Raw genomic sequence first — 16,270 nt, forward strand, 5'->3', positions numbered from 1 at the left:
TTCCTTAACCCGCCTACCTGTCCACATTGGCCGGTTTATATGCTTTACTATATAAACACTTGTCAATTGAATCAGACAGCCATTCGTCAACAGATACTTCTTTATTACGCCGGGGAATTATTGCCCGCTCAACAGCAGGCGTTATTAGAAAGTCTTCAACTGGTCTCCACGGAGGAACTGGAAGTTCTTTACCCGTATTCAGAATGGGTGGAAATCAAGGGGGCGGTCTTTCCCACTGAAAAAATAGAAGTGGCGCTGCAAAAGCATCGGCAGTTGCGGCCGGTTACTGCAAACCAGCCTGCCAGGATCAGGCAACTCCCTGCTTTTCCGTGGCAGTTTAGAGTTGCCTGTGCAGCAGCCATATTGGTTGTATCCACTTTGCTGTTTACCCGTACTATGGATAAAAGCAAGGATACTGCACCTGCAGCGTTAACCGTATCCTACAAAACTGTACAGGTGGACAACGGGAAGAAAATACGAATCAACCTGCCTGATGGTAGTGTGATCACAGCTGGTGGCGGTACCACGTTACGGATACCAGAAGTTTTTACGGATTTGCAGCGGGAAGTATTCCTGGACGAAGGAGAAGTTTTTTTTGATGTTCACAGAGATACTGCCAAACCTTTCATCGTGCATACGGGCAACCTGGATGTCCAAGTGTTGGGCACTTCATTTAGTGTCAGGGATTATAAAGAGGAAGCGACGGGAACGGTAAGTGTCCGCACTGGTAAGGTTGCAGTGAGCAATCCTGCGCAAAAAGAAAGTACTGTATATCTTTTACCTGGCCACCGGACGAAACTGGACAAAGCAGCGCGTCGTTTTCATCAAAGCCAGATGGATACAACGAGTGCCTTTGGTTGGCTGGAAGGAGTCTATGTGTTCCGGGGCGCCACGTTACAGGAAATTACCGAACAATTAAAACATGGTTATCCCGTAAATTTTGAGGTGCGAAATTCCGTCCTGTTAACGAAACGGTTCTCTGCCACTTTCCGGAAAAACAGCATCGTAGAGATCATGGAACAGTTGCAACTGATGGGCAAACTACGCTATACCATAAATAACAACACCGTAATTATTCAATAAAAAAACACCCTGCTCAGAACAGGGTGCAGACAAAGATGTACAATCTAAATACATCCATGCAATGAACAAATGTACAAAAACACGGAGCAAACCGTGCAGGGGAATTTATGCCCTGAGCCGAAACAAATTAATCCGCTTATGCCTGTTGGTTCTTTCGCTGGGGGGGCTGGCTTTGCCACCGGTGCAAGGACAAGTAAAATCCCCTATAATCACCCTTTCTGCTGAGCAGCTTTCGTTGAAAGAAATATTCCGGCAAATTGAACAGAAAGGCAATGTGGTGATTAATTACAGTGAGGAAGCCGTGGATGCTACAACCAAAGTATCTGTAAAAGCCGAAAAGGTATCCGTTGCCCAGGCGTTGCAAGCCGCTTTGCGCAGTACTCCGTATGAGTTTGTGATCAGCGGTGGCGCGTATATTATCCGGCGAAAACCTTTCCCCGACCCTAAAAAAGGCCCTGGGGAGATCACAGGGAAAATTATTGATGAAGAAAATGGCGAACCGGTAATCGGGGCAACGATTCGAATCGCCAACAAAGGCGTTACCACCGATGAAAATGGTGCGTTTATCATTCACCTGCCGAAAGGTAAATACGAAGCGGAAATAAGTTCTGTAGGCTATGGTGTTAAAAAGGTTACGGACATCATCATCAGAGATGGTGAAACCTTTAGCCTTAACATTCCATTGAAAAGAGAAAAAGGACAGTTGGGTATTGTTACAGTATCTGCCCGGCGCCTGAAAGAAACTGGCACCAATGCCGCCATAGTAAATGAAATACGGGAAGCAGATGCTGTTGTAAACGGAATTTCCAAAGAACAAATTACCCGAAGCCAGGACAGGGATGCGGCAGAAGTAGTGCGCCGTATACCAGGGGTAAGTGTAATGCAAAATCGCTTTATAGTAATCCGGGGGATGGGGCAGCGATATAATACCGTGATGCTCAACGGCGTAATTGCCCCCAGCTTTGAGCCAGACAGCAGGGCCTTTAGTTTTGATATTATCCCCAGCGGGATGGTAGATCGTATTATGGTGTATAAAACGGCAGTGCCTGAACTACCCGGTGATTTTGCCGGAGGTGTGGTAAAGGTGTATACCACAGGTGTGCCAGTAAAGAACAGTCTCAATATTAATTATTCGTCTTCTTACCGTCCTGCATCTACCTTCAAGGATTTTTATGGCCAAAAGGATGGAAAATATGCTTGGCTGGGGTATGATGATGGTATGTATAAAAGGCCGGTGGGTTATGTGCCTTATGATGCTGATTTTGCCACCAGAATGGAGGCAACACAAAAGTTTAACAAAAACTGGGAAGCGGAAAAAAAGGGTACGGCCATTCCTGACCAGCGTTTGAGTATAGATGTTGCCCGAAGGATTTTGTTATCCAATAAAACCCGCTTAGGGGTAGTGGGTGGACTGGGTTATTCCCAAACTAAACAGTATAAAAGGCAGTATAGAAATCCGAGAGGCCAATCCAACGCAGCAGGTACTCTGGGTGGCGTGCAGCTTATCAATGCGGTGGATGAATGGTACGATCGGGATGTTCGACTGAACGGCCTGGTCAATGTATCGTTGGATATAGGTGAGCAGCACCACTTTTCTTTTAAAAATCTTTATACCCATCTGGGAAGTACACGGTATATGTACCGGAAAGGTTATATGCCCTTTGATGGGATGGCCGAAGTGGGTGTTCCTCCGGGAGATAATCTGGAGCAGTTTGTGCTGACCAATGATTACAGAGGGATTTATACCGGGCAGTTAAATGGCAGCCATGAACTCTTTGGGGGCATTACCAAAATCAACTGGCTGGCAGGTTATACAAAAAGCAGTTTTTATGCGCCGGATGAGCGCAGGCGTACCCATAGCGCCAGTGCGGGAACAGTGGACTGGAAGCCCTGGGTTATAAATTTTGTTGGTTTAGGTACACAGGGAAGAGATCAACGTGTTTACATGAATGGAACAGAAAGTGTAAAAACAGGGGGACTGGATCTGGAGCAGAAAGTAAGCATGGGCGATTTTCGGCCCATGCTGAAAGCCGGTTTTTACTGGGAAGATAAAACCAAATCCGCTTCGTACATATCCTTTACCCATATCGATGCTGCCATTGCTGGTGGGGCCGAAGCTGGATTTAATACCTACGAGGCATTCAATAAGTTAAAGGCAGGTTACCTGGCCACCGAAATACCCTTTCTGAAAAAGTTTAAACTGTATGGCGGACTAAGGATAGAAGATAACCTGCAGCATATGGGCACCACCTCACGGGATGCAGTAGGGGCCGGTGCCGGCCCGATACTGCTCAACCTGCAAAAAACATCACTGCTGCCTTCGGTTAACCTGAGCTATAATCTCACCCGGAATACACTTATCAGGGCGGCTTATTACAAAACCCTGAACCGACCAGAGTTCCGGGAGATCAGCGCCATCTATTATTACGATATGGCCAATAACAGCTATGTATACGGTAATCCCAACCTATTGCCCCAGGCCGATATTGACAACATAGATCTTCGTTTGGAACATTATCCCGGACCAGGTGAGATGATCACCCTGGCGCTTTTCCATAAAAAAATAACGAACCCTTATGAGCTATACGGTACTGCCTCTACTTCCGGGGTAACTTACAGGTGGCAGAATTCTGAAAAAGCACGTAACTATGGAGCTGAACTGGATGTGATGCTCGGATTGGGGCGGTACTTCACCGGGAGTGGCTGGCTATCTGGCCAGCTGCAGAAACTTTCCCTGTTGTTCAATGCCTCTTATGTCTTTAGCCGGCTGGAGCTGGGTAAGGCACAACGGGACCAGCAATTCGTTGATTATCGCCCCCTCATGGGGCAGTCGCCTTACCTGATTAATACAGGAATAAACTATACCGATGATCTATTGGGGTTAAAGCTGAACGTATCTTATAATGTCATTGGCAAGCGGATCGCAGCAATAGGTACACAGCAGCTGGCTACCGTGTGGGAATTGCCGCGCCATTCTCTTGACTTTACCTTTTCTAAACTTATCACTGAGGAACTGGAGCTGAAAGGTGGTGTCCAGAATATACTGAACAGCCGTTTTGTTTTTGCACAGGATATGAACCGTGACGGCACATTCGATATGATAGAGAATGACGGTGAATCGCTCTACCTTCTGGATCATGACAACCGCTACCAAAGCTGGTACGAGCGGGCTTATTTCACTTTAGGCATAGGTATTAAACTTTAAATGTCCCCGACATGAAAACTACAAAATATATAACACTGTTTATACTCGCCCTTTCAGGAATATTTACAGCCTGTAAGAAAATGAATATGGAAAAATCATTTGAATTTCCGATCTATGAACCGGCACCACCTCGCACCGTCGATATCAATCCCGACAGCACCCTGGCCTTTAAACTGCATTTCCATGATTCTACCTACAGTACCCAAATGGTGGCCGAAAAATTAAACTGGACATTGCCGCCATCCTTTAGTTTGCAGGCCAAATTAAACGACCGGGAGTCGCTGGAAATTCAATTACCCTTAAATGATTCAGGATATGTTTCCGCAGGTAAATATATTGTACGGAACAACCGGGCCGAAACCGGCATACTCACACCACAGCTCGTGGAATTATTTGGATGGAATTCTCAACCTTATTCCTTTTTTGCGGGCTATCCGAATCCAATCAACGTAGTGTCTGACAACGATACTGCTAAATACAGTTTTACGTTTGTGATGGAAATTGATTCCATGAACCGGAAAACACATCTTATTACCGGATTTATTGATACATTGCTGATAGTAGATAAGGCTGATACTTCCAGAAAAGTACTGATCACCGACGGGGAGTTCGCTATTTTATACAATCATTTTGAAATTGAAGTAAATGGCATATTGGAAACACCGGATGGCCAATGGGTTATAAGGCCTTACGGTCAGGCCTTCGACGGTGGCTGGGCAGGAGCCATGTTTTCGTATAACGATGGAAGACAATTCTCCGGTGGATGGCATACTGCCATTTGGTCACCTGAAAACGTTACTGCCTTTAATACCAACAAAGGCAAAGGTAAATATCTTTGGCCTTTCACCAGTATTAATACAGACTTTCCCATTTACTATTCCACTGTTGCCGGAGATTTTATTATACCTTCTGATACTACCATTATCACGCTGGATAATTTTTATACCAATCAATTTGCCAAAGGAAGTATTGAATATAAAGGCAAAGAAGTTGACCTGAATACGTATACCGATTTTGCTCCGGCCAGTCCTGAATATAAAATAAAAGTATTTTTTGCCTACCGGATATTTCTTTAGTAATGATGGTTAAGGAAGATTTTCAAGTTTATAGCTGAAGTGCCCCCAAAAAGTCAGACACTTTTGGGGGCACTTCAAATTCTGACCATCTTTATATTAGGTAGGCTACTTCATATCTACAGGGATAAAAATTAATGGTGTTGGTAAACAGGAAGCGCCTGGAGGTGAATAGGTGAAATGAATGGTTTGCACTTCTCCGTTTGCGGCGGGCGGGAATACCTGCACTAAAATAGCTTCCGGTGATTTTTTGGTGATAAGGCGATCTGATGGCAATTGAATGATGCCTTCTTTGAATTTTCCTTTGCTCACTATCATGGTATTGGCCATGCCGCCGCACCACTGGTTATTATCGCTGCGGGCGTTCCAGGTTACCAACGCGAGACCTTGTCCGTTGTTGCTTTTCCATTTCAGTTCCACGTTGTACATCACGCCGTAGTTGCCGGCCAGGGTGGCTCTTTTACCCGTGGTGCCTTCCCGGCCAAGTACCCAGGGGTCTTGTTCGCCGTCGGCCATCACCATTTGCACGATGCCTTTCTGTGTGTCGATGGTATCGTTGGAAACCACTTCATAGTTGCTTACGCCAAAAAGGCCGCGGCCTGCGCCGCTCTGGATTTTGGAGGGTAGTACGCTGGCGCGTGCAAGGGCAGTGGCAATGGATGTTCCGGGGGCTGTTTGCACAATACTGATCTCGCCTGGCTGGTCTATCACAAAATCATACAGGCCATGCACCAGTTCATCATATTTTACCTGGTATTTTTCCTGTGCAGGATCAATGGCCAGGATTTTTCCGGGTGCTATGGTGCGGACTTCGGTTTGCGGTGTAGCGGCAAAATAGTCTGCCAGTCCTTGTTTACCTACCTGGAAATAGCTGGCGCTGGGCTTTTGGGAAGAATATTTCAGCATACGGATATGCATGGGTGCGGCGCCGGTATTTTTTATCACCGCTACAATTTTTGTGGTGATCTTAGCAGGTTCTTTCACGCCGTTTACATTATATACATAAAGCCGTACTGTGCCTGGCGCTACTTTTTCTTTCAGTGCAATGGCTTCCGGCACGCGGATGTATTCCGGATCATCCGAAATAATATATTGCGGGCCTGATAAAACGATCTTCTCATAGTTGATCTTTGGCAGCTGTTCATTCAGGATACCAGGCAGTTCTACAATGCTGCCCTGTTTGGTGGTCAGCAGCTTTTGCCGGATTTCTGCCGGTACTGTTTGTGCTGCGGCAGGCAAAGTAAGTACAAGATGGCTGCTGATAAAGAGCATGGTTAGCCGCCTGGAACGTGTAAATAATTTTTTCATGATGTTATTTAATAGAGATAGATAATATTTTTTATCAATTAAGACAAACTTAATAAAAAAATTAAGAAACAAATAAACAAAAGAATATTATCTGTAAAAAACATCATTGAACGGAGAGGAGTTTGTCTCGGGCAATCAGGCAGCCGCCTATGATGCCGGCTTTTTCTTTTAGTTTGGACATCAGTAGTTGCGTATCGTTATTCACCAGGCTGAGGGAATACTTATTCAGTGCGCTGCGTATAGGGAGACGGATATACTCGTCGGTTTGGGAGAGGATGCCGCCCAATACTACCAGCTCAGGGTTAAAAATATTAATGAGCACGGAGAGGCCGCGACCGATTTTTTCGCCGATACCGGCTACCAGTTCAATACAGAGCACATCTTCGTTGCGGGTGGATTGTATAATGTCTGCCAGGTGAAGGGGTTCCGGCAACTTATTGTCCTGCTGCAGCGATGAGCCGGAGCCCTGCGCAATTTTTTCCTTGAACATCCTTATCAGCGCCTGTCCGGATGCTTCGGTTTCCAGGCATCCTTTTTTGCCGCAGTGGCAGATAAGTTCATTGGTAAACAGCGGAATGTGGCCCATTTCGCCTGCGAAGCCTGATTTGCCGCGGTATATTTTGCCGTCGATCATGATCCCAAGACCAATGCCATAGTCGAGGTTTACGAACAGTACATTTTTTTCATCGCGCACAATCCCGTTGTGGAATTCCCCGTATGCCATTGCCCTGGAGTCGTTTTCCAGGTAGGTGCGTATGCCGGTGATCTTTTCAATGATGGCGCTGAGCGGTTCTTCATGAAAATGGAAGAAGCTGTAACTGTAGCCGTTTTCACTGTTCACACGGCCGGAGAGGTTTACGCAGAGCGCCAGGATATTCCGGTGTGCAGCGGGCAGGTTGCTGATAAATCCCTGGATGATCCGGATGAGATGATCAAAGGACTCCTGCGTATTGGCCAGCAGGTAAGGCACCTGCATTTCATCTGACACCAGGTTTTTCTTGAAATCCAGCAGCCCTATATTCACATGATAATGTTTTACATCTATTCCTATAAAAAAGGCCGATTCCGCTACCAGTCCGTATATATTGGCGCGGCGGCCGCCTTTTGAATCTACTTTGCCTTCATCTTTTACCAGGCCGTCGCCTATCAGCTCATTAATTAGACTGGTGGTTTTGGGTACGCTGATGTTCAGCGCAAGTGTCAGATCTGTTATGGTAGCGTTGCCGGTTTTATCGAGATGGTTAATGATAGCCCGTTTCAGCGATTTATTCTTATAAGCCACCCCCGAAATGGTTTCTTCAGAAAAAAGATCAAAGATATTTTGATTCACCTGGGATTGCATTGGATCAGTTTTTTTCATTGTTCTAAGATAAATGAATTGATTTTAGTGAAAAGTAACCGTGTTACTTTGTTTTAAAAAAATATTTTTACGAAGTTCTATGTAATTAATAATTTAATTTATAAATTTACGAACGAAAGTAAAATAAATTACAAAGATAGCGTTATTTATGAGGAGTGATCTACAGAATAAAAGCCAGGCACCGGAAACATTAGCGGCGGCATCCCTGCATAGCTCTTATGCAGGGCAGTACCGCCAGGAACTGCTGGACAATGTGCTGCCTTTCTGGATGAAGCATAGCAAAGATGAAAAGAACGGCGGCTACTTTACCTGTTTGCAAAGGGATGGCCGGGTATTCGATACCGATAAGTTTATGTGGCTGCAAGGCCGGGAAGTGTGGTGCTTCAGTTACATGTATAATCACGTGTCGCCAAAAGAAGAATGGCTGCAGATGGCATTGCATGGCGCCGACTTTATGGAAAAATATGGCCGGGACGCTTCCGGTAACTGGTACTTTTCCCTGGCAGCAGACGGAAAGCCGTTAACACAACCGTATAATATTTTTAGTGATTGTTTTGCTGCTATGGCGTTTGCATCGTTGGATAAAGCATTGCCGAACGACCGCTACAAGGAAATAGCTGTATCCACTTTTGAAAACATCCTGCGAAGAAAAGATAACTGGAAAGGCCAATACAATAAAGCATATCCAGGCACCCGCGCGCTGAAAGGGTTTAGTTTGCCTATGATTCTGTGCAACCTGTCGCTCGAACTGGAGCATTTACTGGGCGCACAGCAGGTGAATGAGCTGATCCCGCCGGTGATCCATGAAGTGATGAATGTGTTTTACCAGCCTGCCCGTGGACTGATCCTGGAAAATGTATATGCCGATGGCCGTTTCTCCGACAGCTTCGAAGGCCGTCTTGTAAATCCCGGTCATGCTATTGAAGCCATGTGGTTTATCATGGACCTGGGCGTGCGGTTAAACGATACTGCATTGATACGCAAAGCCTGCGACATTATGCTGCATACCCTGGAATACGGGTGGGACCAGGAGTTTGGCGGTATTTTTTATTTTATGGATATCCTCGGCAACCCGCCGCAGCAACTGGAGTGGGATCAGAAATTATGGTGGGTGCATGCGGAAGCACTGGTGGCCTTGTCCAAAGGATATGAATTAACCGGTGATGAGCGCTGTTTGCAATGGTTTGAAAAAGTACATGCCTATGTGTGGGAGCATTTCAGAGACGTAGCATTCGGCGAATGGTACGGCTACCTGAACAGACAGGGCGCGCCTTTGCTCACGCTGAAAGGCGGTAAATGGAAAGGATGTTTTCATGTACCACGTGCGCTGTACCAGGTATGGAAAACATGGGAACGTATCCAGTCTTAATACTATAAAATATCAACCAGATGACCGCCAGTATCAGGTATATAATATTCGTTTTATTATTGACGGGCTGTATGCAGCTCCGGGCGCAATCCGCCAGCACGGATGTGCTGATCATCGGCGGTGGCGCCAGTGGTACTACTGCCGGTATCCAGGCGGCACGAATGGGAGCGGAAGTGATTATTATAGAAGAAACTACCTGGCTGGGGGGGATGCTTACTGCTGCCGGCGTGTCGGCTATTGATGGTAATCACCGTTTGCCTGCCGGTTTGTGGGGCGAGTTCAGGCAACAGTTATACCAATATTATGGCGGCGTGGATTCGGTGGCCACCGGCTGGGTAAGCAATACTTTATTTGAGCCGCATGTTGGCAACCAGGTATTGCAGCAGCTGGCATCTGCAGAAAAAAAATTGCAGGTATGGTATAACACCCGCTGGCAATCTGTAAAAAGAGAAAACGGTAAATGGACGGTTACCGTAACACAAGGGAAACGCCTGCGTGTGCTCACTGCCACCATCCTCATCGATGCCACCGAATTGGGAGATGTGATGGCTGCCGCCGGCGCACACTATCGCATCGGGATGGACAGCCGCCTGGATACCCATGAAGAACAAGCGCCTGCACAGGCCAACAACATCATACAGGACCTGACCTATGTAGCAGTGCTGAAAGATTATGGCAAAAACGCCAGCAAAATAATTCCCCGGCCGGAAGGCTACGATGCATCTGTGTTCCAATGCAGCTGCGATGTAAGCGATCCGGCTACATCCGACAGCCCGCAGAACAACTGCTACCGCATGATGCAATACGGACGATTGCCACATAATAAATACATGATCAACTGGCCCAAATGTGGTAATGACCTATACCTCAACGCGATTGAAAGCACACGTGCAGAAAGGGAAGCGGCGTGGAAGCAGGCGAAGCTGCATACGCTTCGTTTTGTTTACTATCTGCAAACAGCATTAGGATATAATAACCTGGGACTGGCAGATGATGAATTTCCGACTGCTGATAAACTGCCCATGATACCCTATCACCGGGAATCGAGAAGAGTGAAAGGGCTGGTAACCTTAACCGTTAATGAAGTAGCGCACCCCTATGAAAGCACGCAACCATTATTTCGTACGGGCGTTGCCGTAGGCGACTATACTATCGATCATCATCATCTGAAAAATCCGGCTGCGCCGGCGATAGATTTCGTCAGGATAAAAGTGCCTTCCTATAATGTGCCGATGGGTAGCTTGATTCCGCAGGGGGTAGAGGGTTTGATAGTGGCCGAAAAAAGCATCAGCGTAAGTAATATTGTGAATGGCGCTACACGCCTGCAACCGGTGGTGTTGCAGCTGGGGCAGGCGGCCGGCGTGATGGCGGCGCTGTGTATACAACTGCATCTGCAACCCGCGGCGCTTTCCGTACGTCAGGTACAACAGGCATTGCTGAATGCCAACGGCTACCTGATGCCATTTATTGATGTAACGCCTGCTGATCCTCATTTTGCCGCCGTCCAGAAAATAGGCGCCACCGGCATTCTTAAAGGAACCGGCGTGCCTTATATGTGGGCCAACCAAACCTGGTTTTATCCGCAGCAACCTGTTAGCGGGTATGAACTGGTGCAGGGTTTACGCGCTTATTATCCCCTGCTGAACACTTATTGGGCTGCTTCGGGTGATATGATAACGATAGCAGATTTTGTAAAGATTATTGCAGCAACAGGAACACCTGTAACTATACCACAAGTAAAGAATGACCTGGAAAGCGCCGGCATCAGGATTTCCGGCAGTGAGCCTCCACATCTCAGCAGGTTGGCGGCAGCTGTATTGCTAGACAAATACCTTCATCCTTTTGAGAAGCCTGTCACTATTTCAGGAAACCTGGAATAGCCTGTAGTTCGTATCAGTAACCACATTTTATTAACCAAAGTAATTGTTTATGAAACAATTCAGGCATTATTTATTATCCAGCCGATATGTATGGCTGCTCTTATGCTTCCTCGCGTGCCAGCTATCGTCGTTTGGCCAAACCAGAACGGTTTCGGGGATCATCACTTCTGCCGACGGGCTTCCTGTACCGGGAGCCACGGTTCTTGTTAAAGGAACCGGCCAGGGCGCTTCCACTGATACCGACGGAAAGTTTACACTGCCGCTTACATCAGACAAGGCCACGCTGGTAATTTCCATGATGGGATACACGCCGCTTACGCTCAGCGTAAAGCCCGGCGACCAGGTAAAGGCAACACTGGAGCGGAGTTTGAAAGATCTTGATGAAGTGATGGTAGTGGCCTATGGTACGCAGAAAAAAGGAAGCGTGATTGGTTCGGTAGCGCAGATCAGTGGGGAAGAACTGAAGAAAGCGCCGGCCATGAATATCACCAATATGCTGGCCGGCCGGTTGCCGGGCATTTCAGCGCTGCAGCAATCGGGCCGTCCCGGTGCTGACGATGCTGCGCTGCGGATCCGCGGCGTAAGCACGTATGGCGCCAACCAGGGACCGCTGATCATTATTGATAATGTACAGCGTCCTTCGTTTTCCAACCTCGACCCTGATGAAATTGAAAGTATCACCGTATTGAAAGATGCCGTTTCCACTGCCGTATATGGTTTACAGGCGGCCAACGGTATCATCCTCATTACTACCAAACATGGTAAAAACCAGAAGCCAACCGTTACCTATGATGGCTCCGTTACCTTCAATTCCAATACCCGCGTTCCAAAATTCCTCAACGGCCCGGATTATATGTCGTGGTATAATAAAGGAACCGATATGGACAACGACTACCTCGCGCATACCGGCGGAGATCCGGTGCCCTACGTGTACACGCAGGAACAGATCGATGCACTGAAGAACGGCACCAATACCAATCCGCTGCTGGGTAATACCGACTGGATGGGTGAACTAATGGGAAAAACAAGTATGTCGCAGCATCACAACATCAGCGTGCGCGGTGGTACGGAAAAGGTAAAATATTTCGTATCCGGTGGTATGCTCGACCAGGAGGGTGTTGTAGAGAATACCAATTTCAAACGTTATAACGTGCGTTCCAACCTGGATGCGGCATTGAACGATTGGATATCGGTAGGCGTGGACCTGGGCATGCGGCAGCAACTCACTGCCACACCCGGTATTTCTCCGGATAATACTGCTTACATGAACCCGTTCTACCAGGCGGTGCGTATGTTGCCTAACCTGCCGATGTATGCTCCCAACGGCTTACCTACTGCTTACAACAGCGGCGCCGGCTGGGTAAATCCTTTGGCTGCCGTGCAGAACTCCGGTTACCAGAATGGACAAACCAATGTGTTCCAGGGCAACCTGACCTTTAAAGTGAAAGTGCCGGGCGTAAAAGGACTGGAGTTAAAATTGCTGACGGCCTATGATAAAAGCAGCACGGAAAATAAAGGATGGTTAACGCCGTATACCGTGATGGGGCGCTATCGCGACCAGGTGAGCGGCGATTACACCACCATCAGTAGTTTGCCGGGCATCACCAAAACATCGTTACGACAATCATACACACAATATAACCGTAAAACATTCCAGCCAAGTGCGTCTTATACCAACCAGTTTGGCGATCATGCCATCAGTGCATTATTGTTGTACGAATGGTCGCAGCAAAAGTCCAGCCTGTTTTCCACAGGAGCCAGCAATTTTGCATTAAGAGATCTGCAGGAAATCAACTATGGCAGCAAGGCTACGGAAGATTTTATTTCTCCCACAGGCTCCAGTGATATCGATGATTCGCGGGCAGGCGCCGTAGCGCGTATCAATTACAGCTACAAAGACAAATACCTGCTGGAACTGGCCAGTCGCTACGATGCTTCCGTGAATTTTATGCGCAACAACCGCTGGGAAATATTTCCTGCCGTGGGCGCAGGCTGGGTAATCAGCAAGGAATCTTTCTTTGATAACCTGAGTAAAACGATCAGCTACCTGAAACTGAAAGGATCTGTAGGCCGCGTGGGTAATGATGTGGCGCAGCGTTTTGCATACCTGCAAACATTCTCGTTAACCACAGACCCGGTGGTTGTGATTGGCGGCAAACCTACGGCTGCATTATATACCAGCGCACCGCCCAATGTGAATCTCCGCTGGGAAACCTCCACGCAAACCAATATAGGGTTTGAGTCCGTTTTCCTGAACGGGTTGCTGGGCTTTGATTTTGAATGGTTCTATAAAATCACCAACGATATCCTCGACAGCCCTGGTAGCCTGTATCCCTTATCACTGGGCGGTTACGCGCCTGCTGTGCTGAATTATGGCATTGTAGACAACAGGGGTTTTGATCTGCAGATAAGACACCGCAACACCATCGGTAAATTACAGTACGGTGTTACCGGTAATATGAACTGGGCTAAAAACAGGATCCTGCGATTGAATGAAAGCACCGGTTTGCCTGCATGGCAAAGCCGCGTGGGTCGCAGCATCGGCGATAAAATGGGTTTTGTGGTGGATGGTATGTACCAGACCTGGGAAGAAGCAGCGAATGGGTCTTCACCAAGCGGCGGCGTTATTGCACCGGGCTTTTTCAAATACCGTGATCTGAACGGCGATGGCCGTATTACCCGCGCCGACGATATGACTTTTGTAGGCCGCAGCAATATGCCTCAGCTTACCTATGGTTTGAACATAGATCTGAAATATGGCGCTTTCGATTTCTCTGCGCTGTTCCAGGGCGCTGCACTGACCAGCATCAGCCTGGCCGGTACTTATGAAGGTTCCAGCGGAACCAGTGGCGTAGATGATAACACGCCCTTTACCAAAACTTTTTACAACTATGGCAACGCGCCCTATTACCTGGTGGAGGATTCATGGACACCGGACAACCCGGATGCAAAGTATCCCCGTTTAAGCGCTTACAAAGCTTCTCTATCATCGCATAACGCTCATGCCAATTCCGGTTGGGTAAGGGATGCATCTTACCTGCGTTTGAAATCCGCGCAGCTGGGATATAATCTTCCGAAGAGATGGCTGAACAGGGCTAAAGTGCAGCAGGTACGGTTGTATATCTCCGGCTTTAACCTGATCACCTGGGATAAGCTGAAATACCTGGATCCTGAGATGCCGAACGTGAACAATGGTTTTTATCCGCAACAGCGCATGTATTCAGGCGGTGCATCTATTACTTTCTAAACCACAACACAGATCTTTATGAACAAGGTAACTACCACCATACAACAGGCTTTACTGGCAATGGGTATCATCATAGCTGCGCATGGCTGTAAAGTGGATATTGACCCGACGGACCGCTACACGGAAACAGCGATATGGAGCAACTCCGCTAACATGGAGCTTTATATCAACGGGATGTACAGCGAGTTTAAAACATTCCAGTTCGGCGTTTTTCCTATTGGATATGATAACGCCACCGATGCGTTAAGCGATATAGAAAAATATACTTCTACCGTTGCCGGTAATGGAACAGTGAACATATTGGCAACTGATGCGTCCAGGGTAAATTCGGCAGGCCCGCAACTCAACTACTGGCAAACGGGTTATTCGCGTATCCGCCGCCTGAACGAGTTCCTGGACGGTCTTGCGAAATATGCCAAAGTAGATGAGGCCACCAAAAAGCAGTACGAAGCGGAAGCGCGTTTTATCAGGGGCTATGTATATTTCTGGCTGGTAAAACTGCATGGCAGTGTGATCCTGATGGACAATATCGGGCAGTATATGACCAAAGAACATCAGCGGGCTTCAGAAGAAGATTGCTGGAAATTTATTGCTGCAGATTTTGCCTATGCCGCGGAAAATCTGCCGGAGCAACAGGACGCGAATCATACCGGCAGGGCTACCAAAGGCGCAGCCTATGGGATGCTGGCGCGCACCTGGCTATATGCCGCTTCCATTGCGGAATATGATAAGAAACAATTTAACCAGGATGCACTCACCGGTGTGAATGCCTCCAATGCACCTGCGTATTACAGGAATGCTGCCGACGCCGCCAAAGCGGTAATAGATCTTGCGGCAAAAGGGTACTACGACCTGGAATCTGATTATGCTTCCATCTTCACCAATAAAGATACCAGGGAAGCCATCTTCAAACTGGATTATGTGTCGCCACAGGTGACTCACAATTTTGATCTGGGATTTGCACCTCCAGGGGATGCACCCGGTCAGTGCCTGGTATACGGCGTACCTACGGCTGAACTGGTGAATGAATATGAAATGAACGATGGCTCAAAATTTTCCTGGAGTAATGCCGCTATGGCTGCTAATCCCTACAGCAACCGGGAGCCCAGGTTTTATGCGTCGATACTTTATAACGGCGCTTCCTGGAAAGGACGTACGCTCAACACCACGCCCGGCAATGTTACGGAGGGTTTTGCAGAATATGCGGTCACCGGCGAACCACGCAAAACGGTAACCGGTTATTATATCCGTAAGATGCTGAATCCTGCTGTCAACGATTTTGTGGCGAACAAAAGCGCGCAGAGCTGGATAGAAATGCGCTATGCAGAAATACTGCTGATTGCTGCGGAGGCCAGGGCTAAACTGAATGATATTGCAGGTGCGCAGCTGGCGCTGAATATGTTGCGGAACAAACGCGGGCTGCCCAATACGCCCGCTTCCACCACTGCGGCCCTGATGACAGCTATAGAACACGAACGCAAGGTAGAATTGTCTTTTGAGGGACACCGTTACTGGGACCTCCGCCGCTGGCGTAAAGCGCATATTGTGCTGAACAACGTACGCTTTACCGGTCACCGGGTTACGCCTACCGACGACGGCTACAAATATGAAGTAGTGAACTGTGATAACATGAACAGGCAGTTCACGCCGGCCTTGTATTATATCCCTATCCCGGTGTCGGAACTGCAGAACAATGCAGCGCTTACCCAGATAAAAGGATGGTAGATCAAGATTCCCTGACAACA

General features: G+C 47.6%; 9 protein-coding genes. 7 read left to right on the forward strand and 2 right to left on the reverse strand.

Translation table 11 applies throughout. The features are described 5' to 3' along the window. Positions 1–66 precede the first annotated feature (66 nt). The 3 genes from ACMXI2_RS03715 (at position 67) to ACMXI2_RS03725 (ending at position 5,364) form a co-directional block, all read left to right on the forward strand. Positions 67–1,083, forward strand: coding sequence for a FecR family protein (locus ACMXI2_RS03715; protein ID WP_483780366.1), 1,017 nt, complete (start codon positions 67–69; stop codon positions 1,081–1,083). 61 nt (positions 1,084–1,144) lie between these two features. After that, on the forward strand, positions 1,145–4,288 hold the full coding sequence (locus ACMXI2_RS03720) for a TonB-dependent receptor (protein ID WP_483780367.1): 3,144 nt from the start codon (positions 1,145–1,147) through the stop codon (positions 4,286–4,288). Between the two features lie 11 nt (positions 4,289–4,299). Continuing rightward, a complete protein-coding gene (locus tag ACMXI2_RS03725; protein ID WP_483780368.1) occupies positions 4,300–5,364 on the forward strand; it encodes a hypothetical protein in 1,065 nt (354 codons plus the stop codon). A gap of 105 nt (positions 5,365–5,469) precedes the next feature. On the opposite strand, the gene ACMXI2_RS03730 is transcribed toward ACMXI2_RS03725, so the two are convergent. Both ACMXI2_RS03730 and ACMXI2_RS03735 read right to left on the reverse strand, forming a co-directional pair. Continuing rightward, entirely contained in the window at positions 5,470–6,669 is a 1,200-nt protein-coding gene (locus ACMXI2_RS03730) for a copper amine oxidase (protein ID WP_483780369.1), read from the reverse strand. A gap of 103 nt (positions 6,670–6,772) precedes the next feature. Next, complete coding sequence (locus ACMXI2_RS03735; RefSeq protein ID WP_483780370.1) at positions 6,773–8,029, reverse strand: ROK family transcriptional regulator; 1,257 nt, start codon at positions 8,027–8,029, stop codon at positions 6,773–6,775. A gap of 148 nt (positions 8,030–8,177) precedes the next feature. Between ACMXI2_RS03735 and ACMXI2_RS03740 the strand changes: the two genes are divergently transcribed. Genes ACMXI2_RS03740 through ACMXI2_RS03755 form a run of 4 tightly spaced genes read left to right on the forward strand, consistent with a single transcriptional unit; the run spans position 8,178 to position 16,250 of the window. Continuing rightward, a complete protein-coding gene (locus ACMXI2_RS03740; protein ID WP_483780371.1) occupies positions 8,178–9,398 on the forward strand; it encodes a n-acyl-d-glucosamine 2-epimerase in 1,221 nt (406 codons plus the stop codon). Positions 9,399–9,418: 20 nt separating this feature from the next. Further along, positions 9,419–11,278: an FAD-dependent oxidoreductase gene (locus tag ACMXI2_RS03745; RefSeq protein ID WP_483780372.1), complete on the forward strand. Its 1,860-nt coding sequence runs from the start codon at positions 9,419–9,421 to the stop codon at positions 11,276–11,278. A 49-nt stretch (positions 11,279–11,327) separates the two neighbouring features. Further along, positions 11,328–14,525 (forward strand): SusC/RagA family TonB-linked outer membrane protein, encoded by a 3,198-nt coding sequence (locus ACMXI2_RS03750; protein ID WP_483780373.1) that lies wholly within the window; start codon positions 11,328–11,330, stop codon positions 14,523–14,525. 18 nt (positions 14,526–14,543) lie between these two features. Further along, positions 14,544–16,250, forward strand: coding sequence for a RagB/SusD family nutrient uptake outer membrane protein (locus tag ACMXI2_RS03755; RefSeq protein WP_483780374.1), 1,707 nt, complete (start codon positions 14,544–14,546; stop codon positions 16,248–16,250). Positions 16,251–16,270: the final 20 nt, after the last annotated feature.

It is taken from the genome of Chitinophaga sp. G7 BAM 1005, from assembly GCF_057126945.1.